We start from the raw sequence: 21,657 nt of genomic DNA, 5'->3' as shown, positions 1-21,657 counted from the left end.
TCCTATTTCTTCGGCAGGCCGGGCGGGTTGATCAGCGACTTCGGGACGGCCTCGGCCTGCAGGCCCCACTTGGCCAGCACCTTGGCGTAGCTGCCGTCGGCGATCGCCGCGTTCAACGCGTCGGACAGCGGTTTCACGAGGCCGTCGTCCTTCTTCGTCGCGACCGCGACCAGGCCCTGCACCGGGTAGCTGGACGAGACGGTGCCGACGATCTCGGTCTGCTGCTGGGTGGCCACGTGGTACGACGCGTTCGGGTTCGGACCGAGGTACAGGTCGATCCGGCCCGACTGCAGCGCGAGGTAGGTGTCCGCGGACTGCTGGTAGTACTTGATCGTCGCGGGTTTCCGGCCGGCCGCGACGTTCTGCTTGTTCCAGTCGACGAGGATCGCCTCCTGGAGCGTTCCGGAGCCGACGGCAACGGTCTTGCCCGCGATGTCGGCCGGTCCGCTGATCTTCAGCCCGGAGCCCTTCTTGGCCTCGAACGCGTGCAGCCCGAGCCGGTACGACGCGAAGTCGTACTTCTCCTTGCGCAGTTCGGACACCCCGATGTTCGAGATCCCGACCTGGTACTTCCCGGAGTCCAGCCCGAGGAACAGGTTCTCCCAGCTGGTCGTCTCGATGTCGGGTTGCAGCCCGAGCACGCTCGCGACCAGGTAGGCGATGTCGATCTCGACACCGATCGGTGTCCTGTTGTCGTCGGCGGTGAACCCGAGCGGCGGCTGCCCACCGCCGGCCGACCCGTTGCCGACCACCAGCTTGCCGGATTCCCGTACCGCCGCCGGAAGCTCCGCGGCGATCGAGTCGACCTTCGCCGACGTGATGTGGGTCTGCTTCGCGGACGTGTCGAACGCGACCTCGGACGCCTTCGACGACGTACCGGTCTGCGGATCCGCGCAGGCGCCCAGCAGCAGGACCGCCGCGGAAACCGCTACGGAAACCGGAATCAAACGTTTTCTCATCAGTTTCCTCAGCTCGTCAGGGGGAGGCCGGGCGGGTTGATCTCGGACTTGGCGACCGCTTCGCTGGAGACGTTCCAGCGGGCCAGCACCTTGGCGTAGCTGCCGTCCGCGATGACCGCGTTCAGCGCCGCCTGGTACGCCTTCACCAGCCCGTCGTCCTTCTTGGTGGTGGCCGCGATCAGCCCCTGCAGCGTCGGCCCGGCGCCGGAGAACTTCCCGATCGTCTCGGTCTCGCCGGACGTCTTGACGTGGTACGCGATCGACGGGTTCGGCCCGAAGTACGCGTCGATCCGTCCCGAGCTCAGCGCCAGGTACGTGTCGGTGTTCTTCTGGAAGTACTTGATCGTTGCTGCAGGCAACCCGGCCTTGACGTTCGCCTCGTTCCAGTCGACCAGGATCTTCTCCTGGTTCGTGCCGGAACCGACCGCAATCGTCTTCCCCGCGATGTCCTTGCCGGTCCGAACCCGCCAGCTGCCGCCCTTCTTCGCCTCGAACGCGATGTCGTCCTTCCGGTACGTCGCGAAGTCGTACTTCTGCTTGCGCTTCTCGGTCACCGTGATGTTCGAGAACCCGACGTCGTACTTCGCCGAGTCGAGCCCGACGAACAGGTTTTCCCAGCTCGTCACCTCGATCTTCGGCGTCAGCCCGAGCGCGCCGGCCACCAGGTACGCGATGTCGATCTCGAGCCCGATCGGGGTCTTGTTGTCGTCGGCATAGAAACCGAGCGGAACACTGCCGCTGCCGAACCCGGCACCGACGATCAACGTGCCGCGGTCGCGGACCTTCGCCGGCAGCAACGCGGCAGCAGCCTCGTTCTTCGTGGTGGTCACGCGATTCTGTGTGGCGGAGGTGTTCACGCCGGTGCCCGAGGACGCCGCGGTCGCCTGCGGTTCGGCGCCGCAGCCGGCCAGCAGCGCGAGCGGCAGTAAGAGAACAGGCAGGAAACCAGGAAGGAAAACGCGTTTCATGAGTCAGAGCACCTTCGAGATGAACGCACGGGTGCGTTCGTGGACAGGGTTGTCGAGCACCTCGCGCGGCGGGCCGGACTCGACGATCCGGCCCTCGTCGATGAAGACCACCGTGTCGGCGATCTCCCGGGCGAAGCCGATCTCGTGGGTGACGACGACCATCGTGGCGCCGTCCCGGGCGAGTTCCTTGATCACGTCGAGGACCTCGCCGACGAGTTCCGGGTCGAGCGCGCTGGTCGGCTCGTCGAACAGCAGCACCTTGGGTTTGAGCGCCAGCGCCCGCGCGATCGCGACCCGCTGTTGCTGACCGCCGGACAGCTGCCGCGGGTACACGTCGGCCTTGTCGCCGACGCCGACCCGTTCCAGCAGTTCCCGCGCGTACGCCTCGACCTCGCTGCGCTTGCGCCGCTGCGCCGACACCGGCGCCTCGACCACGTTCTGCAGCACGGTCAGATGCGCGAACAGGTTGAACGTCTGGAACACGAACCCGACCTGCGACCGCTGCCGGAGGATCTCCCGCTCGCGCAGCTCGTGCAGCTTGTCGCCGCGCCGCCGGTACCCGATCAGCTCACCGTCGATCCGGATCAGACCGCGATCCACCTTCTCCAGATGGTTGATCGACCGCAGCAGCGTCGACTTCCCGGACCCCGACGGCCCGAGGATCACGGTCACGTCACCGGCCGGTACTTCGAGGTCGATACCTTTCAGTACTTCGAGGTCGCCGAAGCTCTTGTGTACTCCGCGGACGTCGATCATCGCGACGTCCCGCGGGCGAACCGGCGTTCCACGTAGTACTGCACGATCGACAGCAACGTGGTCAGCACGATGTACCAGACCGTCGCGACCATCAGCAGCGGTACGACGCGGCTGTTCCGGCCGTAGATCACCTGCACCTGGTAGAAGAGCTCCGGGATCGCCATCACCGAGACGATCGAGGTGCCCTTGAACAGGCTGATCACCTCGTTCGCGCCGTTCGGCAGGATCGAGCGCATCGCCTGCGGCAGCACGATCCGGAAGAACTGCCGCAGTTTCGGAATACCGAGCGCGGCCGCGGCCTCGGTCTGCCCGGCGTCGACCGAGATGATCCCGCCCCGGATGATCTCCGCGGCGTACGCCGCCTGATGCAGCGCGAGCCCGAGTACGGCGGCCCCGAGCGGGCCGAACAGGTTGTTGGTACTGAAGTGCACGAACTCCGGCCCGAACGGGATGCCCAGGCTGAGTTCCTTGTACAGATAGGCGATGTTGAACCAGAACAGCAGCTGCACGATCAACGGGATCGAGCGGAACGCCCAGATGTAGCCCCAGGCAACCAATTGCAGGAACGGGCTGCTGGACAACCGCATCGAGGCGAGTACGGCGCCGAGCACGAACCCGAGCACGGTTCCGTAAACGGTCAGCTGAACCGTCACCCAGAGCGCCGAGAAGACCGTCCGGGTCGCGAAGAACTGGAAGAACGTCGGCCAGTCCCAGCCGGGGTTGGTGGCCAGCCCGTGCACGAACATCGCGAGCAGGACCAGGACGACGCCGACGCCGACCCAGCGCCACGGGTGCCGGCGGGCGACCACGGGCAGGTCGGTGTCGAGCGGAAGAACTGCCGCCGGCGGCCCGGTCGTACCGGACGCAGACGTGACTGAAGTGGTGGACACGATGGCTCCCTGGCGGTGGGCAGGCTTCGCGGACCCTTCGACGGCGAAGGGCAGGAAAGGAGAAGGGGTGCGGGCGCGGGTCAGCGCAGACAGAGGGCGCTGGAGACCCGGAGCAGATCGATGTGGAGGCGGTAGTACGGCGGCTTGCGCGTCATGCCCGTCCCCTCTCGTCGCTCGTGTCATTTCAGTATGGGACGAGGTTGAAAGAATAGTAAGTGGGTCGACAAAGCTCTCAATATATGGACGCCTTATACCGGTCCGGAGGACCTGCTCCGCGCCAAAGTTCGAGTGATCCCGATCACGCCTCCGGCGCCTTTCTTGCCTGCCGCGGGCACGCCTGAGCATCCACCAGGCGGCAGGAACCCCTCACGGAGCGTGTGCGATTTCGTTCAACTTTTCGTCATCTGTGTTTGGGCGGCCTGAGATCCCGTCGTTATGGTCGTTGAGCCGTCGAACCCCCTCATCGACGGATTCCCCTCCCCTGGAAGGCTTCTCGTGCCCACTCACCAAGACGCGCCGAACGCAGATCGGCAGACGTCCAGTCGCCCGGCTGCCCCGCGCCGGGTGGCCAAGCACCGGTTCTCCCGTCGCGGTTTCACTCGCCGTAACAACCTGATCGGTCTGACCGCCGCCCTCGCGGCCGCCGCCGGCACCACCTCCGTCGCCCTCGCGTCGACCGCCACCGGCCCCACCAAGGCGAACGACGCCCCCGCGCTCAGCCCGGTCCAGGCCGAGGCGTTGACCGCGGCCCGGATCGACCGTCGCGACCTCGGCTCCCGGGACCTCTCCCGGATCGACCTGTCGCTGGCCACCGTGCAGAAGGCCGCCGTCGCGAACGCGAACAAGCAGCACACCGAACAACTGGCCGCGGCAGCAACGCTGACGCAGCGCCGGGCGCTGGCGCTTGCCGCCGCGAAGGCAGCCGCGGCGAAGAAGGCCGCGGAGACCGCGAAGGCTCTGGCCGCAGCGAAGGCGGAAGCGGTCGCCAAGGCCGCGGCGATTGCCAAGCAGGCGGCCGTCGCGAAGCAGGCCGAGGTGGCCAAGCAGGCCGCGATCGCGGCCGCGGCGCCGAAGATCGTGCTGCCGACCACCGGCTACCACTTGACCGCCCGCTTCAACCAGGCCGGCGGCCGCTGGGCGCACAACCACACCGGCCTCGACTTCGCGGCCCCGATGGGTACGCCGGTCCGTTCGGTGATGGCCGGCGAGGTCATCCAGGCCGACTGGGCAGGCGCGTACGGCCGCCAGGTGAAGGTCCGGCACGCCGACGGCACGGTCACGTCGTACGGCCACATGTCCGAGTTCGACGTCTCGGTCGGCGACTCCGTCCAGGCCGGCTCGATGGTCGGCCGGATCGGCATGACCGGCAACACCACCGGCCCGCACGTCCACTTCGAGGTCCTCCCCGGCGGCGGCTCGCCGATCGACCCCGAACCCTGGCTCCGCGACCACGGCCTGAACCCGTAGCCGCTACCGTTCCCCCACCACTTCGAAGAGGGGGAACTCTTGAAGCTCCGAACCATCACACCGGCCGTCGCACTCGCGGCGGCCGGTCTGTTCGTCACCCAACCCGCCCAGGCCGCGCCGGCCGCGGCAACCTGCTCACTCGTCGTCCCGTCGCGGCTGGCGATCCGCGCGCCGAACAACAACTTCGTCGCCAAGCTGGGCTCGAACTGCCCGGCGACGATCAACACCGCCGTCTGGAAGAGCAGCCCCGCGGCCACCATGTACCCCGAGGGACGGCTCCAGTTCCTGAACCACGCTCGTGAGGTCAGCTTCACCATCACCGGTGAGGCGCCGCCGCTCGGCACGGTCAGTTGGAAGCCCGCCGGCGGCGCGACCGACTTCAACGGGGTCAAGGTCGCCGACCTGACCGCCGCCAGGTCGGTCTCGAAGTGCGCCTCGGCGGTCGCGCTGACCGGTGGCCGCAAGGGCAGTCGCACGGCGCTGCTCACCACGGTCTCGTACTGGCGCCCGAACAGCAGCCGCTACGTCCGCTGGGCCAACAAGCAGGTGCTGATCCAGTACCAGGACATCGGTACGACGACCTGGAAGGGGCTGTCGTATGTGACCACGAACAGCGTCGGCCAGGTGACCTACAACTACTACCCGAACCGCACCCGCCGGTACCGCGTCTACGTGCCGGGGACGAGCAGCATCTGGAACATCTTCTCGCCAGTGATCAGCCGTTAGAGGAACTTCGCCATGTCGAGGGCGTCCACCAGGGCGCCCTCGATGACGAACTCGGCGGTGTGGGTGCCTTCGACGACGTAGCCATGGCGTTCGTAGAGCTGCCGGGCCGGAGCGTTGACGCCGTGGACGTGCAGGGTGATCTTGCGGGAACCGCGGCTGCGGGCTTCCTCGGTGGCGGCGGTCATCAGCGCGTTGCCCACGCCGAGCCGCCGGGCGTCGGGTGCTACCGCGATCCCGTTGATCGCCAGTACGCCGGAACCTTCCGGAAACGGGTATTTCTCCTGCAGCCGGACGTAGCCGACGACCGCGCCGTCGTACACCGCGACCAGGTGCGCCTCCGGCCCGCTCCGGGTGAAGAACGTTTCCTGCAGAGTTTCCGCGTACGACGGGAACCCGGACGACGCGTCCCACGCGACCTGTTCGATCGCGAGTAGCGCCGCGTCGTCTTCCTCGACAGCCTGCCGTACCGTCACCTGGTGGTCGTCTGCGCTCACCCGACCATCCTCACCCCTGAACCGGGCCAACTGCCTGCCGGGTCAGCCGTCGAGCGTTGCCGCGGGGAGGACAACGGTTGCGGTGAGGCCGCCGTCCGGGTTCGGCGTGAGTTCCAGCCGGCCGTGGTGCGCCTCGACGATCCGGTCGACGAGCGCGAGCCCGAGCCCGTGCCCGGCGCCGTACCGGCGTTTGGCGAACGGCTCCACGAAGGTCCGCACCTGGTCGGCGGGCAGTACGTCGCCGTTGTTGCGGATCTCCAGCCGGCCCGGGAAAACGTGTGCGGAAACTGTTCCGCCGCCGTGCCGGATCGCGTTCTGCACGAGGTTGGTGACCATCTGGTGCAGCAGTACTTCATTGCCTTCGACCACTGATTCGGCGACGTCGGCGGCCAGCGTGACACCGCCGTCCGCGGCCTCGGCCGACAGCGCCGGCCAGGCGGATCTGAGGACGGCGGCCAGGTCGACCGGGTCGGTCTCGATCTCCCGGTTGTTCAGCGCGGTCAGGCTGAGCAGCGTCTCGACGATGTCGATGCCGCGCTGGTTGGTTTCGGCCAGCCGTTTCACGAGCTCCGGTACGTCCTGGTGCTCCGGATCGGCCTGCGCCACTTCGAGCATCGTCTTCATCACCGCATGCGGCGTCCGCAGTTCGTGCGAGGCGTTCGACGCGAACCGCCGGTACTGCTCGAACGACGCCTGCAGCCGGTCCAGCATCTCGTCGAATGTGTCCGACAGGTCGGTGAACTCGTCCCGGATCCCGGTCAGCCCGACCCGGTGATCGAGCGACCCGCTCGCTGCCCGGCGGGCCGCGGCCGTGATCTCCTGCAGTGGCCGGAGCATCCGCCCGGCGAGCAGCCAGCCGCCGGCGAGGCCGACGATCGCCAGGAACCCGAGCGACCAGGCGGACAGCTTGACCACCAGGTCGAGGATCTCGCCGCGGGTCGGCGGCGGACCGGCCTGCAGGTCGCGCGGGTTGGCAGCGGTCAACGGGTAGTTCGGGACGATCCGGAAGACCAGCCAGATGATGCACGAGACGACGGCGCCGGACACCACGAGCAACCCGGCGTAGCTCAGCGTCAGCCGCAGCCGGACGGTCAGTCGCGGCCGCCAGGTCAGCAGCCGTTCGCCGCTCACTTCTCGCCGACCCGGTAGCCGACGCCGGGCACGGTGTGGATCACCCACGGGTCGCCGAGCCGTTTCCGGAGCACGGAAATCGTGATCCGAACGGCGTTGCTGAACGGATCCGCGTTCTCGTCCCAGGCCTTCTCCAGCAGGGTTTCCGCACTGATCACGCCGCCGCGCGCGGACATCAGCAGCTCCAGGACGGCGAACTGTTTCCGGGTGAGTTTCACGTACCGCCCGAAGCGGTGCACCTCCCGGCGGAACGGGTCCAGGCGGACCCCGGCGTACTCGATGACCGTCGGCGTCGCGAGTACCGGCCGACGGACCAGGGCACGCAGCCGGACGACGAGTTCCCGCAGCTCGAACGGTTTCGTCAGGTAGTCGTCGGCGCCGAGCTCGAACCCGGTGATCTTGGCGTCCAGGTCGCCGGCCGCGGTCAGCATCAGCACCCGGCATCCGATGCCCTGCGCAACGATCTCGCGGCAGACCTGGTCGCCGCTGACGCCGGGCAGGTCCCGGTCCAGGACCACCACGTCGTAGTCGTTCACGGTCAGCGCCGCCAGCGCGGCGTTCCCGTCGAAGGTCAGGTCGGCAGCGATCGCCTCCAGCCGCAGGCCGGCCTGGATCGCCTCGGCGAGATAGACCTCGTCCTCCACGACCAGCACCCGCATGCCTCCATTGAACCAGGTCGTGGATATCGAAAACGTATCGGAAACACCAGACGTTCTGGCAACATCCGCCCGGATGAACTGATGCCATGCTCACCGATCGAATGAGGCGCGAACGCCGGCTGAGTGCGCTGGCCGGCTTCGCGATCGTTGCCGCAGTCATCGTTCTGACGGTCGCCGCGTGTACGGCGGTTTCCGCACAGGACGGAACTCGTTCCGGAAACGGGAAATCCACCGGTTCCGTCTCGACACACAAGGGCCCGCCGAACGCGGAGGACGGCGTACTGCCCGACCACACGTCGGCGTACGACACCGATCTGCCCGGGATCGCGAAGCTGGATCCCGCGCTCCGCAAGGCGGTCCAGGAGGCCGAGACCGCAATGAAGGCGGACGGCATCCGGATGCAGGTGACCACCGGCTGGCGCAGCAAGAAGTACCAGGAAGAGCTGCTGGAGAAGGCGATCCGCAAATACGGCAGCAAGAAGAAGGCGCTGGAGTACGTCGCCGATCCGGATGAGTCGCATCACGTGACCGGCCACGCCGTCGACATCGGCCCGACCGCCGCCGACGACTGGCTGAACCGCAAGGGCAACCGCTACGGCCTCTGCCAGACCCTCTCCAACGAGATCTGGCACTTCGAACTCGTCACCAAGCCCGGCGATTCCTGCCCGCCGATGACCGATCCGACGAAGTAGTCAGCGAGGCTCTTCCGGCGGGTCCGGCAGCTCGGACAACGGCCGCTGCGACCAGGCGACGTCGTGCCAGGAATCGTGTTTCCAGCCGATGTTCCGGTAGACGCCGATCGGCTCGAAGCCGAGGGCCTTGTGCAGCGCCTCGCTTCCGGGGTTGGGCAGGGTCACGCCCGCGATGGCGGTCCGGTAGCCGCGGGCGGTGAGCCGGTCGAACAGGGCGTCGTAGAGCCTGCGGCCGGCGCCGGTGCGGTGATGCGTGGGGCTGACGTAGACGCTGACCTCACAGGACCAGCGGTACGCCGGGCGCGGCTTCATCGGACCGCCGTACGCGTAGCCGACGACCTGTCCGTCGTCCTCCAGCACCAGCCAAGCGTGGGTGGCAGCGGCCTTCGCGATCCGCTCGGCCATCTCGGAAACCGTTGGCGGAACAAGCTCGAACGTGATCGAGGTGTCGGTGACATAGGGCGCGTAGATCGCCGCGCAGGCTGCGGCGTCCACGGCCGAAGCGTCTCTGACCTGAACCATGACACGATAGTAGCCACATCTGCCGCTATAGTGGCAACGTGATTGACGATCTGTCTCGTTCTCTGGCCGCGACCGTGCAGCAGGCACGGGTCGCGCAGGACCTGTCCGTGAACGCGTTGGCGGACCGGTCCGGGGTGTCCCGCGCGATGATCGGGAAGATCGAGCGCGGCGAGGCGCAGCCGACCGCCGTACTGCTCGGAAAGCTGTCCGGCGCGCTCGGGATGACGCTGTCCGAACTTGTCGCCCGCGCCGAGAACACGGACGAACTGCTGCGCCGGGCCGCCGATCAACCGGTCTGGACGGACCCGGCCACCGGATACCGCCGGCGCGCGGTGTCCCCGGTGACCGACGGCCCGCTGGAGCTCGTCGAGGTGGAACTGCCACCCGGCGCGTCGGTCTCGTACCCGGCCGACGCCTACATCTTCAAGTACCAGCAACTCTGGATCCTGGACGGAAACCTACGTTTCCACGAGGGATCGCAGGTCCACGAGCTGCAGGCCGGCGACTGCCTGCAGCTCGGCGCACCGCTGCCGACGACCTTCCACAATCCGGGTACGACGGCCTGCCGCTACCTGGTCGCGCTGGTCAAGGGCCGCGGCTGAAACCACCGCTCGAGCGCGTCCCGCAGCCCGTCCCGCTCGGCGTCGCCGTCCTGCTCGGCAGCCCACGCGACGTACCCGTCCGGCCTGATCAGCAACGCCAGCGATCGCTCGCCCGGCGCAGCATGCACTTCGACCTGCTCGGGAACACGTGTTCCGGAAAACGTTCCGGCCGCTGTCAGATCGACGAGCAACGGACGCCCCGACCGCATCAACTCGGCCAGCGGTACGTCGCCCACCTGCAGGTCGGGAGCCCAGCGCCCGACCAGCGGATGTGCGCCGGCGCCGTACCGGATGTCCGCGCCGGACATCAGGTCCGCGATCCGTTGCACGTTGCCCGCATCGGTCAGGAACTCGCCGAAGAGTTTCCGCAACGCGGTCACCTCATTGCCCGGGGCAATCAGTGCGGACTGCGCCTGGGTCTGCATCACCACCCGCTCACCGACCGGCCGGCGCTCGGACTCGTAGCTGTCCAGCAGACCCCGCGGCGCCCAGCCCTGCACCTCGGCGGCGAGCTTCCACCCGAGGTTCACCGCGTCCTGCAGGCCGAGATTCAGCCCGGGCCCGCCCATCGCGGAATGTACGTGCGCGGCGTCCCCGAGCAGCAGCACGTGTCCGGAACGGAAGCTCGACGCCAGTCGGCTGTTTCCGCCGACCACCCGCCGGAGCTGCCGGACGCCGTCGCCGGTTGGTACCGCCAACGGCAGATGCACGCCCAGCACCCGATCCACGCTCGCCTGCAGTTCCTCGAACGTCATCTCCCCGTTCGGCGGCGCGTCCCACTCCCCCGTGCTGATCCCCGGCAGCCGTCCCGGAAACGGCGCCCAGACGAACAGCCCGCGCTCCGTCCGCTGATGCAGGAACGGCGGGATCACGCCGTACCCGGGAATGTTCAGCATCCCGCCCTCGACCCACTCCGGCGGCACCGCGGCGCTCCCGGTCCGCGACACCATCGAGTCGTTCGTCACGCCCGGAAAGTCGATTCCGGCCAGTTTCCTGGTCTGGCTGTGCGCACCGTCCGCGCCGATCAGGTACCGAGTCCGGAGCTGGTACTCGCCGTCCGGCCCGGACAGCGACACCGTGACACCGTCCGCATCCTGGGTGAACCCGAGCAGTTCGTGACCGCGCCGGATCTCCGCGCCGACTTCGAGCGCGCGCTCCTGCAGGACTTCCTCGATCCGTACCTGCGGCACTTGAAGCAGGTAGACCGGGTTCTCCTCCAGCATCTCCAGGTGCAGCGGCATCGCGCCGAACACGAACCCGGGAGCCGGCCGCGGGCCTCCCGGCGTACTGCTCATGCGTTCGTAGAGTCCGCGGCGGTCGAGCATCCGGACGACCTGCCCGACCAGGCCGTTCGCTCGCGGGACCGTACTGCGTGCCGGCAGCCTCTCCAGCACGATCGGCCGGACGCCGGCCAATCCCAGTTCGCTCGCCAGCATCAGGCCGTTCGGTCCGGCTCCGGCGATCACCACATCCGTATCCATGAGACCCCTCCATTCGGGCATGACTGACCACCCCGGCGGCTCGCCAGGGTCAAGTAGTTGGTTCGGTTATTCGGGGACGGGCAGGCCGGCTTCGATCTGGTCGAGCGCCGATGCCAACAGGTCGGCGATCGAGCGCGGCGGATCGGCCCGCAGCCACTCCGCCATCACGACCGCCCGGGCGGCGCCGATCACCTCGGCGACGAGTCGCGGGTAGAGCCCGGTGGTCCCGGTACGATCGGCGACCGCGGCCGCGAGATCCTCGCCGACCTGGGCGTACGCCCGCATGATCGCGCCCTGCAGCGCGGGCTCGGTCATCATCAACCGGATCCCGGCGAGCCATTTCTCGTCCGGCGGCCGCTGCCCGCCGTGACCCTCCTGACCGAGCGCGAAGTGCTTCTCGATCGCAGCCCGGACCGCCGCCCACAACGGCTCGTCGGCAGGACGCGCCCGCAGCTCCTCGGCGATCCGCCGGCTGCGGTCGACCTCGCGGGCGGCGATCGCGTCCGCCTTGCTGTCGAAGTAGTTCCGGAAGGTTCGCAGCGAGACGCCGGCCTCGGCGGCGATGTCCTCGATCCGGACGTTGCCATACCCACGCTCGACCGCGAGCCGGACCGCCGCCCAGCTCAGCGCGATCCGCGTCTCCTGCTTCTTCCGCTCCCGCAACCCGTCGGCCATGTCTTCGACCGTAGCAGAATTTGCCTAAAGAGCAAAGATGCCTTTTAGGCAATTTTCTCGAAGGTGGGCAGGCCGGGCGGCCGCCCGTGGTTGGGTTAGGACATGACGGTGTCCCCGCTGGTCTGGGTGCTGACGCTGCTGGCGATCGCCGGCCTGCTGCTGTTCGACTACTTCTTCCACGTCCGGTCCGCGCACGTGCCGACGCTGCGCGAGGCGGCCGTCTGGTCTGCGTTGTACGTCGGGATCGCGGTGCTGTTCGGGCTCGGGACACTGGTGATCGGCGGCAGCGGGATGGGCTCGGAGTACTTCGCCGGGTACATCACCGAGAAAGCGTTGTCCGTCGACAACCTTTTCGTTTTCCTGATCATCATGACCGGCTTCCGGGTGCCCCGGGAGAACCAGCAGAAGGTGCTGCTGGTCGGGATCGTGGTCAGTCTGATCGCCCGGTCCGCCTTCATCTTCGTCGGTTCGGCCTTGCTGCACACGTTTTCCTGGGTTTTCTACCTGTTCGGGCTCGCGCTGCTGCTGACCGCCGGAAACATGCTGAAGCCCGAGACCGAGGAGTCCCACCAGGCGCAGAACATCGTCGTCCGGCTGGCCCGCCGGCTGTTCCGGACCACCGACGAGTACGACGACGACCGGCTCACCACCCGCGTCGACGGGCGCCGGATGCTGACGCCGATGCTGCTGGTCATGGTCGCGATCGGCGCCACCGACCTGATGTTCGCGCTGGACTCCATCCCGGCGATCTTCGGCCTGACCCAGAACGTGTACGTCGTCTTCACCGCGACCGCATTCAGCCTGCTCGGGCTACGGCAACTGTTCTTCCTGCTGGACGGACTGCTCGACCGGCTGATCTACCTGTCGTTCGGACTGGCCGCGATCCTGGTGTTCATCGGCGCGAAGCTGATCCTGCACGCACTGCACGAGAACAACCTCCCGTTCATCAACGACGGCGAACACATCGAGGTCGGCGAGATCAGCACCGGCCTCTCGCTGGCCGTCATCCTGGTGGTGCTGCTGGTCACGATCTTCGCATCGCTGTTCAGCACCCGCGGGCGGACCCAGACGGCGATGGCCCACATCCGCCGGGACGCCACGGCGTACCTCGATCCCGAGTACACCGACGACCCGGCGGAGCGGGAGCGGGTGTTCCAGCGGTTGCTGCGGGCCCGCGACCACATCACCGACCTCGGCCCGAAGGCCAAGCAGCAGGTGCGGAACGAGGACGACCTGATGGACCTGTGCCGGCAGGTCGGCGAGGCGCACGCCGCCGCCCACGCCGACCATGTGATCCGGCCCAGCCTGTGAGAACTAGCCCTTGACGGCTCCCGATGCGAGACCGGAAACGTAGAACCGCTGCAGGCCGACGTACAGCACCACACACGGGATCATCGCGATCACCGCTCCGGCAACCAGCGAGCCGAAGTTGATCTCGCCGTAGGCGCCTGCCTGCACGTTCACGAGCGCGACCGGCAACGTGTACAGCTTGTCCTTGGTCAGGAACGTCAAGGCCCCGAGGAACTCCGTCCACGCCGCGAGGAACGCGTACAGCGCGACCGTCGCGGCGCCCGGCGTGATCAACGGACGGAGTACGGAACCGAGCATTCGGAACGTTCCGCAACCGTCGACGTGCGCGGAGTCCTCGAGCTCGGCCGGCACCGAGGAAAACGAGTTCCGCATCACGAAGACGCCGAACGGCAGGTTCACCGTGGTGTAGAAGAGCACCAGCCCGAGCAGGCTGTCCGTCAGCCGCAGGACGTTCATCTCCAGGTACAGCGGCGTCAGGATCGCCTGGAACGGGATCATCATCGACACCACCACCAGCGCGAACAGCACCGGCCCGCCGCGGAACCGGAACCGCGCGAACCCGTACCCGGCGAAGGTGGCGAGCAGCGTCGTCAGTACGGCGGTGCTCAGGGCAACGATCAGACTGTTGCCGACCGCCCGAACCAGGTTCCCGGGCCCTTCGATCAGGGTCCGGAAATTGTCCCAGGTGAGATGGAAGAACGTCCTCGCGTCCGGCGCCGCGACGATCACGTCGTTCGGCTGCACCGAGCGGAAAAGGGCCCACAGCAACGGTACGGCGAAGACCAGGAACGCACCGCCGCCGCCGATCACGTAGAACGTGTTCTTGAGTCGCATCGTCAGTCCTTCTCCCGGAGCAGGCGGAACTGGGCCGCGGTGACCAGGCCGACCACGATCACCAGCACGATCGACAGCGCGGTCGCGGCGCCGAGCTGTAGCTGGACGAACGCGCGGTTGTAGATGTACTGCACGACGGTCGTGGTGTCCGTACCCGGACCGCCGCGGGTGAGGATGTAGAACTGCGAGAAGGCGAGCAGCGAGCCGATCACCGAGATGATCACCGCCATCGCGATCGTCCGGCGCAGGATCGGGATCGTGATCTCGCGTTCCTGTTTCCACCAGCCGGCCCCGTCCAGCTCGGCGGCCTCGTAGAACTCGCGCGGGATCGCCTGCATCCCGGCCATCAGCAGCATCATCGTCAGCCCGCTGACCGCCCAGATGACCAGGACGCAGATCAGCCCGGTGGCGAGCGGCCCGTCCACCAGCCAGGCCGTCGTGCCGTCGGTGATGCCGAGGTCCTTGAGGACGATGTTGATGATGCCGCTGTCCGGCTGCGCCTCCAGGACGGCGACGAAGCTGAGCGTGGACAGGCCGACGACGAACGGCAAGAAGAAGACGGTCCGCAGCAGCGTCGACCCGCGGCGTTTCCGGCGGACCAGGACCGCGAGCGCGTAGCCGAGCACCAGGATCGGCCCGGTCACGATGACCGTATAGAGCAGCGTGTAGAGGACGGATTTCGCGAAAGCGCTGTCCGAAACGATCGCGGTGTAGTTCTTGAGCCCGCTGAACCTCACCGTCCCGATCAGCGGCCAGTTGGTCAGCGAGATCACCAACGCGAAGCCCAGCGGCACCAGGACGAAGACCGCGACGAAGAGGACCGCGGGCGTGACCAGCAACAAGCCGGTCCGGGACGGATGAGTGAGCGAACCGCGGCCGATCCGGCGCGGCGGCGCGGGCCGGGAACTTGTGACACCTGCGTTCCGCACTCCGACGCCGGTGCTCATGCCTGCCCCTGACGGAGGATGCGGTCGTAGTTCTGTTGTGCTTCCTTCATGGCGGCCTCCAGCTCGCCGTCGAACACGGCGCGACGGAACATCTGCAACCACGGCCCGTCCGGCTGGTTGTAGAGGAGGTTGTAGGAAAGCGTTGTCGGCGCGTACCCCTGCTCGATGTGCTCGAGCGGCAGCGTCGCCAGCGGATACTTCCTGGCGAACTCGTCGGTCCGCGCGTCCGAACGGACCGGCGTGTAGCCACCGGCCGGCAGGTCGATCTGCTGCGGCAGGTCCAGCGCGAACCGGACGAACTCCCACGCGCCGGACGCGTTCTTGGCACCGCGCGGGATACACATGTTGTCGCCGCCGTCGAAGAACGCGGACCCGCCGTCGGGACCGCACAGCAGCCGCGGCGTCACCTTCTGGTGGAACGCCGGATCGGATCCGGACACGACCACGCTGTAGTTGGACGGGAGGATCCCGACCTTGCCGGCCCGGAAGTCGCTGCCCCAGCGGGACGCGTCGTCGGAGAAGTTCGCCCGCGGCACCAGGCCGTCGACCCACAGCTGGTGGTGCAGCTCGAGCATCTGCCGGACCACGTCGTTCCCGACGATGTGCCCGGACTGGCTGCCGACCGTGCCCTGGATCAGATCGGTCTTCGCGGCCCAGACCATCGGCTGGACGACGAACCCGAGGGCACCCGGGCTGTTCGCCGGGAAACTCCAGGCATAGATGTCGTCACCCAGTTTCCGGATTTTCCTGGCCGCTTCCAGCAGGTTTCCGAACGACGTGACGGCCTGGTCCGGGTCGACGTCCGCCCGGTCGCACAGCTCGGTGTTGAACCAGAACATCGAGTTGTCCGCCAGGTACGGCACGCCGTACACGCGCTCGTCCTTGGTCGCGAGCCGCAGGTGGCCCGGGCTGAGCTTGTCCCGGAAAGCGAGTTCGGAAAGTGGTTCCGTAAGGTCGGTGAACGCGTCGCGGTAGATGAACAGCATCGAGTTGATGTCGTCGATGTCGACCAGGTCCGGCACGCTCCGGCCGCGGATCGCGGTCGCCAGCTTGGTCACGTACTGCGCGTCCAGGACCGGCGTCAGCTCGACGGTGAGCCGGTGCTGGGACGCGTTGAACTTCTTCACCAGGTCGGTCAGACCGCTCTGCGTCGCCGCCCGGCACCAGACCTGCACGGTGCCGGTCGAGTCCTGCCCGAAACCCGCCGCCTGGACGTCGGGTTCGGGCAGCACCGAGCTGCAGCTGGACGCGAAGCCGGCCGTGGTCGCTGCGGCCCCGAGGCCGAGGAACTTCCGCCGGGTGAACACCGCTACACCCGCGGCAGCCAGACGCGCATGGCACCGATCTCCCGGTTCGCCCACGCATAGTACGGAACCGCCACCACGTCGACCTGCTCGCCGACCGAGTCGCCTGCATCAGGGACGAACGACCACCCCGGCCGATGCCCTGTTCCTGCACGTCCCTGGGCTCTCAGCACGGTCACCCCGTCCAGCAGCTCCGCGGCCTCGGGAACAACAGGTGCCTCAGGCAACAGGTGCAGGTCGTCGACGTTCGCGGCGTTGTCCTCCTGCTCGACGGCGTACACGAGTGGCCCGCGTTCCAGTGCGACACAGCCACGGACGGCGTCGACCCGCGGATCCGCGCCGACCACGCGCGGCGTCAGCGGGAGGACCAGCTCGATCTCCGCCCCCTCCGCCCGAGCGTATCCGCCCGCGTCCACCGGCTGCCCGTTGACCGTCGCACCCTCCGCCCAACCGGGAATGCGCAGTTCAACCGCCGCAGACTTCGGGCTGGTGATGCGGACGGCGCCGTCCCACGGGTAGTTGGTCTCGACCGTCAGCTCCACGTCGCCGGACTTGATCACGCCGGCGGCGTACTGGTGGATCTGGATCGCGTCGTCGGTGCTGGTCGCGAGGTACCCGTCCAGGCTGGACAGGGTGCGCATGATGTTCGGCGGGCAGCAGGCGCAGTCGAACCAGCCGCGCCGCCCGTGCGCCGGACTGCGTCCGTTGTCCGGGTACGCCGCCCCGCGCAGCTGCAGCGGGTTCACGTAGAAGTATTCGGTTCCGGAAAGCGATACCCCGGCCAGGAAACCGTTGTACAACATCCGTTCGATCGCGTCGGCGTACGTCGCCTCGCCGGTGGCGAGCAGCATCCGCCAGGCCCACTGGATGCCGCCGATCGCGGCGCAGGTTTCGGCGTACGCGCGATCCGTCGGCAGCTCGTACTCGTCGCCGAACGCCTCGCCGTCCCAGCGCGCGCCGAGCCCGCCGGTGACGTACGTCTTGGTCGACCACATGTGCTCGAACTGCACCTTCAGCGCGTCGAGCAGCTCGGCGTCACCGGTTTCCAGCGCGACGTCCGCGGCGCCCGCGGCCAGGTACACCGCCCGTACCGAGTGCCCCTCGACCGTGGTCGCCTCGCGGACCGCGACCCGGTCGGAGAAGTACGCCGACGAGTGCCCGTGCCGCTCGATGATCCCGTGACCGCGGGCGTCGACGAACCACTGCGCGAGCTCCAGGTACGTCGCCGTACCGGTTTCTCGATAAAGCTCGACAAGCGCCATCTCGATCACCGGATGGCCGTCGACGTCGACCGTCTTGCCGTCGCCGAACGTCGCGTACAGGTGGTCGGCGAGCTTGGTAGCCACGTCGAGCAGCTCGCGCTCGCCGGTACAACGGACCGTTGCGACGGCGGCCTGGATCAGGTGGCCGGCGCAGTAGTGCTCGTGGCTCCAGACGAGTTGCTGGTAGCGGCCCTCGTCGCCGTACCGCAGCTGGACGACCGAGTCGAGGTAGCCGTCGTCGCGCTGAGCGGCCGCGACCACCACGGTCAGATCGCGGATCCGCTGCAGCAGCTCGTCGTCGGGGTTGCGCCCGTACTCCCAGGCGGCGGCCTCGAGCCACTTGTACACGTCGGAATCGGCGAACACCGGGCCGATCGCCTCGCCGTCACCGATGCCGGCCGCGAGCCGGAGGTTGTGCAGGTTGCCGGCCTTCTCCAGCTGGTCCTGGCCGCTGGGGATCGCGTCGGCGCCGTTCCGCGCCTGCCGCGGCGCCCAGAAGCCGCCGGTGATGCTGACCTGGCCGAGTCCGAGGGGGTGCCTGCGGCCCTTGCTGGTGGCGGCCGGGCTGCGAGAGGTCATAGCGCGCTTCTCCTGAGTTTAGGAAAATTCGGAACACGTTTTCCTGCACGAACGTAAGCACCGGCGGCCGCCAGGTCAACCCTTACCTGTGGATAACTTTCCGGCCGTCCGCGATGCTTGGGGTACTGTGCCGGAAACTTTGGAAAGGAGTTGCGGAATGGCGTCACGGGGCACCCCACGACCCGGGGTCAAGGACGTGGCCAAACTGGCCGACGTCTCGACGAGCACTGTCTCGAAGGCGCTCAAGGGGACCTATCCACTGCGGGACGAGACGGTCCAGCGGATCCGGAAGGCGGCCGACAAGCTGGGCTTCGTTCCGGACAGCCGAGGCCGTGCGCTCGCCTCCGGGCGCAGCTTCACGGTCGGGCTGATCACCACCGACAGCTCGGGCCGGTTCAGCATACCGATCATGCTCGGCGCCGAGGACGCTCTCAGCGCCGGTGAGATGGCGCTGGTGCTGTGCGACACCCGCGACGACCAGCTCCGCGAGCAGCACTACCTGAAGTCGCTGATCTCCCGGGGCGTGGACGGCATCATCGTCACCGGCCGCCGGGTCGAGCCGCGGGAGCCGATCGACGTCCCGATGCCGGTGGTGTATGCGTTCAGCCCGTCCACCGATCCGTCGGACACGTCCGTGGTCGTCGACGACCGAGCCGGCGCCGCGTCCACCGTCCGGCACCTGCACACCCTCGGCCGCCGTCAGATCGCCCACGTCACCGGCCCCCAGTCGCATCTCAGCGCCCGGATCCGCGCCGCCGCCACCGAGGAAACCGCGAGTACGACGTTTTCCGGCCGGCCGCTGTTCGGCGAGTGGAGCGAACGCTGGGGTCGGCAGGCCGTCGACTCGCTGCTCCGCGAGCATCCGGAGGTCGACGCGATCACCTGCGGCAGCGACCAGATCGCCCGCGGCGTCTGCGACCGTCTCCGCGAACTCGGCCGTTCCGTCCCCGCCGACATCGCCGTCACCGGCTACGACAACTGGTCGGTGATGAGCCAGGCCAGCCGACCGCCCCTCACCACCGTCGACATGCAACTCGAAGAACTGGGCCGCCGCACCGCCACCCTCCTCCTCGACGCCATCGCCGGCACTCCCCACCCCGGTCCCCTGCACCTCCCCACCCGCCTGATCACCCGCGAGTCCACCCTCGGCACCTGACCCACTCGCCGGCCGTCCAGTCTTCGGATGGTCATCCGCTCGTTCGCCGCTCGTTGCCGAAGAGCGTCTAGATTGGTCCAGGTGCTGCGCAAGCTCGTGATCGGCGTGGCGGTGATTGCCACGGTGGTGGCAATGGTGGGCACCGCGCGCCTTGTTCTTCCGTGGACCGATCCCACCCGGGGCGTGCAGAAGCAGTTGGCGTTCCTGCGCGCGGAGATCGAACACGGCGCAGACCGGAACGCCCAGAAACAGTTTCCGGAAGGGTATTTCTTCCTGAACGCGTTGTACGGCCTGACCTGGCTGCAGGTCGGCCTCGACGATCCGGCCCACGCCGGCGACGCAGGCGTGCAGGTGCGCTGGGCGCTCGACCGGCTCGACTCCCCCGACGGGACCGCGCCGTTCGACCGTTCGCTCCAGCCGCGGTACGGCGTCTTCTACGCCGGCTGGACGAACTGGCTGCGCGGCGGACTGATCGCGCTCGGGCAGTCGGACGCGGAGGACCGATCCCGGTTCACCAGTGACTCGGTCGCGATCGCCACCGCTTTCCGAACCGCGGAAACACCGTTTCTGCGGGCATATCCGGGGCAGGCCTGGCCGGTCGACTCCGTGGTCGCGATCGCGTCGCTCCGGCTGTACGACGCCGTGGTCGCGCCGCGGTTCGGGCAGGTCGCGCGGAACTGGGTTACCGCCGTGAAGACCAAGCTCGATCCGGCGACCGGGCTGCTGCCGCATCAGGTGGTGCCGCAGGTGTCCGGCGCGCGCGGCTCGTCGCAGGCGATGATCCAGCGGTTTCTGGTCGACATCGATCCGACGTTCGCGCGGTCGCAGTACGAGCTGTTCCGGGACAAGTTCGTCACGGGACTGGGCGTTCGCGAGTATCCGGAGGGGACCGCCGGGAGCGGCGACGTGGACTCCGGGCCGCTGGTGTTCGGGATGAGTCTTTCCGCCACCGTTGTCGGGATGGGCGCGGCGCGGGTACACCACGATTCGGTGGCGGAGCGGCTGTCGCGGACGGGCGAGTTGGTCGGACTGCCATTCAGCGGGCTGAAAACGAAGCGGTACCTGTTCGGCGCAGTGCCGATCGGGGACGCGTTCCTGGCCTGGTCGACGTCCGCGCGGCCGATGGTCGCCACCGACCAGCCGGCGATCGACAGTTCGTCCGGCTGGTGGCGGCTGCCTTGGTTGTTGGCGCTCTGGCTACCTGCGCTGCTCCTGTGGGGTGCGCTCCGCCTCAGGCATCGCGGCCGAAGACGGAAGCGAGCGCACTGAGCTTGCGCGGCAGGTCGTACTCCGCTCCGCCCTCGTGCCCGTTGTACGTGAACACCTCGAGCTGCGCGGGACCGCCGTACCGGTGGTACGCCGCGAAGACCGTCGACGGCGGACACACGTTGTCCATCAGGGCCACCGACAACCAGGCAGGGCACGTCGCCCGGGCGGCGAAGTTCACGGCATCGAAGTAGGAAAGTGTTCCGAACACGGTTTCCGCCTCGAAGCGGTGGCCCTTGAGCCAGCGCGCGATCTCGGCGTACGGCCCGTTGTCGGTGATCTGCGACGCCCGCCGGAAGTGGGACAGGAACGGTACGTCGGCGATCGCCGCGGACAGGTCGTCGCGCAGACCGGCGACCGCGAGCGCGAGGCCACCGCCCTGGCTGCCGCCGAGCACCGCGACCCGGTCACCGTCGACGTCGGGGCTGCTCCGGACCGCGTCGACAGCACGGACCGCATCGGTGATCAGCCGCCGGTAGTAGTGCTTCGCCGGGTCCTCGATGCCGCGCGTCAGGAAACCGGGCGCCGACGACCCGTGCCCGTCCGGCGCGATGTCCGAAGTTTCCGAAATCGTCTTCCCGCCACCGCCCTGGCCGCGGTTGTCCATCACGAGATGCGCGTACCCGGCCGCGCTCCAGGTCAGCCACTCGTACGGGATCCCCCGCCCGCCGTTGTAGCCGATGTACTGCACGACCGCGGGCAGCGGACCAGTCCGATGACGCGGCAACAGCAGCCACGCCTTCACCGGCTGACCACCCCAGCCGCTGAACGTCACGTCCTGGACCTCGACGGTCGCCAGCCGCGCGTCGTACCGCGTGAACCGGGCGTCGATGGGGTGACCGGCCGCGTCGTCGAGCGTCTGCTTCCAGAACGCGTCGAAGTCCGTGGGCTCCTCCGGCTCCGGGTGGTACTCGCGCAACCGGTCCAGCGGCATGTCGACCAGCATTCTTCGTCCTTTCCTTGAAGGTTCTTCGCG

At 68.1% G+C, this 21,657-nt stretch carries 23 protein-coding genes; 7 read left to right on the top strand and 16 right to left on the bottom strand.

Features of this window, described 5'->3' with window-relative positions:
* Nucleotides 1-2: 2 nt before the first annotated feature.
* From ACXJJ3_RS27635 to ACXJJ3_RS27615, 5 genes are all read right to left on the bottom strand, one after another.
* Nucleotides 3-959 carry an ABC transporter substrate-binding protein gene (locus ACXJJ3_RS27635; protein WP_458164766.1) on the bottom strand — a complete coding sequence of 319 codons (957 nt, stop codon included), beginning with the start codon at nucleotides 957-959 and terminating at the stop codon, nucleotides 3-5.
* 8 nt (nucleotides 960-967) lie between these two features.
* A complete protein-coding gene (locus ACXJJ3_RS27630; protein ID WP_458164765.1) occupies nucleotides 968-1,927 on the bottom strand; it encodes an ABC transporter substrate-binding protein in 960 nt (319 codons plus the stop codon).
* A gap of 3 nt (nucleotides 1,928-1,930) precedes the next feature.
* Nucleotides 1,931-2,683: an amino acid ABC transporter ATP-binding protein gene (locus tag ACXJJ3_RS27625; RefSeq protein ID WP_458164764.1), complete on the bottom strand. Its 753-nt coding sequence runs from the start codon at nucleotides 2,681-2,683 to the stop codon at nucleotides 1,931-1,933.
* Nucleotides 2,680-3,573 (bottom strand): amino acid ABC transporter permease, encoded by an 894-nt coding sequence (locus ACXJJ3_RS27620; RefSeq protein ID WP_458164763.1) that lies wholly within the window; start codon nucleotides 3,571-3,573, stop codon nucleotides 2,680-2,682. The genes ACXJJ3_RS27625 and ACXJJ3_RS27620 overlap by 4 nt, the downstream gene beginning before the upstream one ends.
* Nucleotides 3,574-3,653: 80 nt before the next feature.
* Entirely contained in the window at nucleotides 3,654-3,728 is a 75-nt protein-coding gene (locus ACXJJ3_RS27615) for a putative leader peptide (protein ID WP_355483003.1), read from the bottom strand.
* 340 nt (nucleotides 3,729-4,068) lie between these two features.
* Here ACXJJ3_RS27615 and ACXJJ3_RS27610 point away from each other — a divergent pair, with 340 nt between their 5' ends.
* Together ACXJJ3_RS27610 and ACXJJ3_RS27605 are read left to right on the top strand one after the other, a co-directional pair.
* The gene (locus ACXJJ3_RS27610; protein ID WP_458164762.1) at nucleotides 4,069-5,040 is read left to right on the top strand and encodes a M23 family metallopeptidase; all 972 of its coding nucleotides are present in this window, start codon (nucleotides 4,069-4,071) and stop codon (nucleotides 5,038-5,040) included.
* 39 nt (nucleotides 5,041-5,079) lie between these two features.
* Nucleotides 5,080-5,766: a hypothetical protein gene (locus ACXJJ3_RS27605; RefSeq protein WP_458164761.1), complete on the top strand. Its 687-nt coding sequence runs from the start codon at nucleotides 5,080-5,082 to the stop codon at nucleotides 5,764-5,766.
* On the opposite strand, the gene ACXJJ3_RS27600 is transcribed toward ACXJJ3_RS27605, so the two are convergent.
* From ACXJJ3_RS27600 to ACXJJ3_RS27590, 3 genes are read right to left on the bottom strand one after another with little or no spacing between them, the layout of a single operon-like run.
* Nucleotides 5,763-6,260, bottom strand: coding sequence for an N-acetyltransferase family protein (locus ACXJJ3_RS27600; protein ID WP_458164760.1), 498 nt, complete (start codon nucleotides 6,258-6,260; stop codon nucleotides 5,763-5,765). The two genes, ACXJJ3_RS27605 and ACXJJ3_RS27600, sit on opposite strands and share 4 nt — an antisense overlap.
* A gap of 42 nt (nucleotides 6,261-6,302) precedes the next feature.
* Nucleotides 6,303-7,391 (bottom strand): sensor histidine kinase, encoded by a 1,089-nt coding sequence (locus ACXJJ3_RS27595; RefSeq protein WP_458164759.1) that lies wholly within the window; start codon nucleotides 7,389-7,391, stop codon nucleotides 6,303-6,305.
* The gene (locus ACXJJ3_RS27590) at nucleotides 7,388-8,050 is read right to left on the bottom strand and encodes a response regulator transcription factor (RefSeq protein WP_458164758.1); all 663 of its coding nucleotides are present in this window, start codon (nucleotides 8,048-8,050) and stop codon (nucleotides 7,388-7,390) included. Before ACXJJ3_RS27590 ends, ACXJJ3_RS27595 begins: the two co-directional genes overlap by 4 nt.
* Nucleotides 8,051-8,136: 86 nt before the next feature.
* Here ACXJJ3_RS27590 and ACXJJ3_RS27585 point away from each other — a divergent pair, with 86 nt between their 5' ends.
* Nucleotides 8,137-8,742 (top strand): M15 family metallopeptidase, encoded by a 606-nt coding sequence (locus ACXJJ3_RS27585; RefSeq protein ID WP_458164757.1) that lies wholly within the window; start codon nucleotides 8,137-8,139, stop codon nucleotides 8,740-8,742.
* On the opposite strand, the gene ACXJJ3_RS27580 is transcribed toward ACXJJ3_RS27585, so the two are convergent.
* Nucleotides 8,743-9,264 (bottom strand): N-acetyltransferase family protein, encoded by a 522-nt coding sequence (locus tag ACXJJ3_RS27580; RefSeq protein ID WP_458164756.1) that lies wholly within the window; start codon nucleotides 9,262-9,264, stop codon nucleotides 8,743-8,745.
* Between the two features lie 38 nt (nucleotides 9,265-9,302).
* Here ACXJJ3_RS27580 and ACXJJ3_RS27575 point away from each other — a divergent pair, with 38 nt between their 5' ends.
* Nucleotides 9,303-9,866 (top strand): helix-turn-helix domain-containing protein, encoded by a 564-nt coding sequence (locus tag ACXJJ3_RS27575; protein WP_458164755.1) that lies wholly within the window; start codon nucleotides 9,303-9,305, stop codon nucleotides 9,864-9,866.
* Here ACXJJ3_RS27575 and ACXJJ3_RS27570 read toward each other — a convergent pair.
* Both ACXJJ3_RS27570 and ACXJJ3_RS27565 read right to left on the bottom strand, forming a co-directional pair.
* Entirely contained in the window at nucleotides 9,833-11,347 is a 1,515-nt protein-coding gene (locus tag ACXJJ3_RS27570; protein ID WP_458164754.1) for an FAD-dependent monooxygenase, read from the bottom strand. The two genes, ACXJJ3_RS27575 and ACXJJ3_RS27570, sit on opposite strands and share 34 nt — an antisense overlap.
* A 66-nt stretch (nucleotides 11,348-11,413) precedes the next feature.
* On the bottom strand, nucleotides 11,414-12,022 hold the full coding sequence (locus tag ACXJJ3_RS27565; protein WP_458164753.1) for an acyl-CoA-like ligand-binding transcription factor: 609 nt from the start codon (nucleotides 12,020-12,022) through the stop codon (nucleotides 11,414-11,416).
* A 102-nt stretch (nucleotides 12,023-12,124) separates the two neighbouring features.
* Between ACXJJ3_RS27565 and ACXJJ3_RS27560 the strand changes: the two genes are divergently transcribed.
* The gene (locus ACXJJ3_RS27560) at nucleotides 12,125-13,333 is read left to right on the top strand and encodes a TerC/Alx family metal homeostasis membrane protein (protein ID WP_458164752.1); all 1,209 of its coding nucleotides are present in this window, start codon (nucleotides 12,125-12,127) and stop codon (nucleotides 13,331-13,333) included.
* A 3-nt stretch (nucleotides 13,334-13,336) separates the two neighbouring features.
* Here ACXJJ3_RS27560 and ACXJJ3_RS27555 read toward each other — a convergent pair whose 3' ends face one another.
* The 4 genes from ACXJJ3_RS27555 to ACXJJ3_RS27540 are packed head-to-tail and all read right to left on the bottom strand — an operon-like array spanning nucleotide 13,337 to nucleotide 18,259.
* On the bottom strand, nucleotides 13,337-14,167 hold the full coding sequence (locus ACXJJ3_RS27555; RefSeq protein WP_458164751.1) for a carbohydrate ABC transporter permease: 831 nt from the start codon (nucleotides 14,165-14,167) through the stop codon (nucleotides 13,337-13,339).
* A gap of 2 nt (nucleotides 14,168-14,169) precedes the next feature.
* Nucleotides 14,170-15,114 carry a carbohydrate ABC transporter permease gene (locus ACXJJ3_RS27550; RefSeq protein WP_458164750.1) on the bottom strand — a complete coding sequence of 315 codons (945 nt, stop codon included), beginning with the start codon at nucleotides 15,112-15,114 and terminating at the stop codon, nucleotides 14,170-14,172.
* Nucleotides 15,111-16,421: an extracellular solute-binding protein gene (locus tag ACXJJ3_RS27545; protein ID WP_458164749.1), complete on the bottom strand. Its 1,311-nt coding sequence runs from the start codon at nucleotides 16,419-16,421 to the stop codon at nucleotides 15,111-15,113. The genes ACXJJ3_RS27550 and ACXJJ3_RS27545 overlap by 4 nt, the downstream gene beginning before the upstream one ends.
* Nucleotides 16,422-16,423: 2 nt before the next feature.
* The gene (locus ACXJJ3_RS27540; RefSeq protein WP_458164748.1) at nucleotides 16,424-18,259 is read right to left on the bottom strand and encodes a glycoside hydrolase family 127 protein; all 1,836 of its coding nucleotides are present in this window, start codon (nucleotides 18,257-18,259) and stop codon (nucleotides 16,424-16,426) included.
* Nucleotides 18,260-18,416: 157 nt separating this feature from the next.
* On the opposite strand from ACXJJ3_RS27540, the gene ACXJJ3_RS27535 reads away from it, so the two are divergent.
* Both ACXJJ3_RS27535 and ACXJJ3_RS27530 read left to right on the top strand, forming a co-directional pair.
* The gene (locus tag ACXJJ3_RS27535; RefSeq protein ID WP_458164747.1) at nucleotides 18,417-19,415 is read left to right on the top strand and encodes a LacI family DNA-binding transcriptional regulator; all 999 of its coding nucleotides are present in this window, start codon (nucleotides 18,417-18,419) and stop codon (nucleotides 19,413-19,415) included.
* 81 nt (nucleotides 19,416-19,496) lie between these two features.
* Nucleotides 19,497-20,684, top strand: coding sequence for a hypothetical protein (locus tag ACXJJ3_RS27530; RefSeq protein WP_458164746.1), 1,188 nt, complete (start codon nucleotides 19,497-19,499; stop codon nucleotides 20,682-20,684).
* Here the strand turns inward: ACXJJ3_RS27530 and ACXJJ3_RS27525 are convergent.
* Nucleotides 20,647-21,627 (bottom strand): acetylxylan esterase, encoded by a 981-nt coding sequence (locus tag ACXJJ3_RS27525; RefSeq protein ID WP_458164745.1) that lies wholly within the window; start codon nucleotides 21,625-21,627, stop codon nucleotides 20,647-20,649. The genes ACXJJ3_RS27530 and ACXJJ3_RS27525 overlap by 38 nt on opposite strands.
* Nucleotides 21,628-21,657: the final 30 nt, after the last annotated feature.

It is taken from the genome of Kribbella sp. WER1, assembly GCF_054189145.1.
The sequence above is the reverse complement of the archived record's forward strand: the minus strand, read 5'-3'. Positions and strand labels throughout refer to the sequence as shown.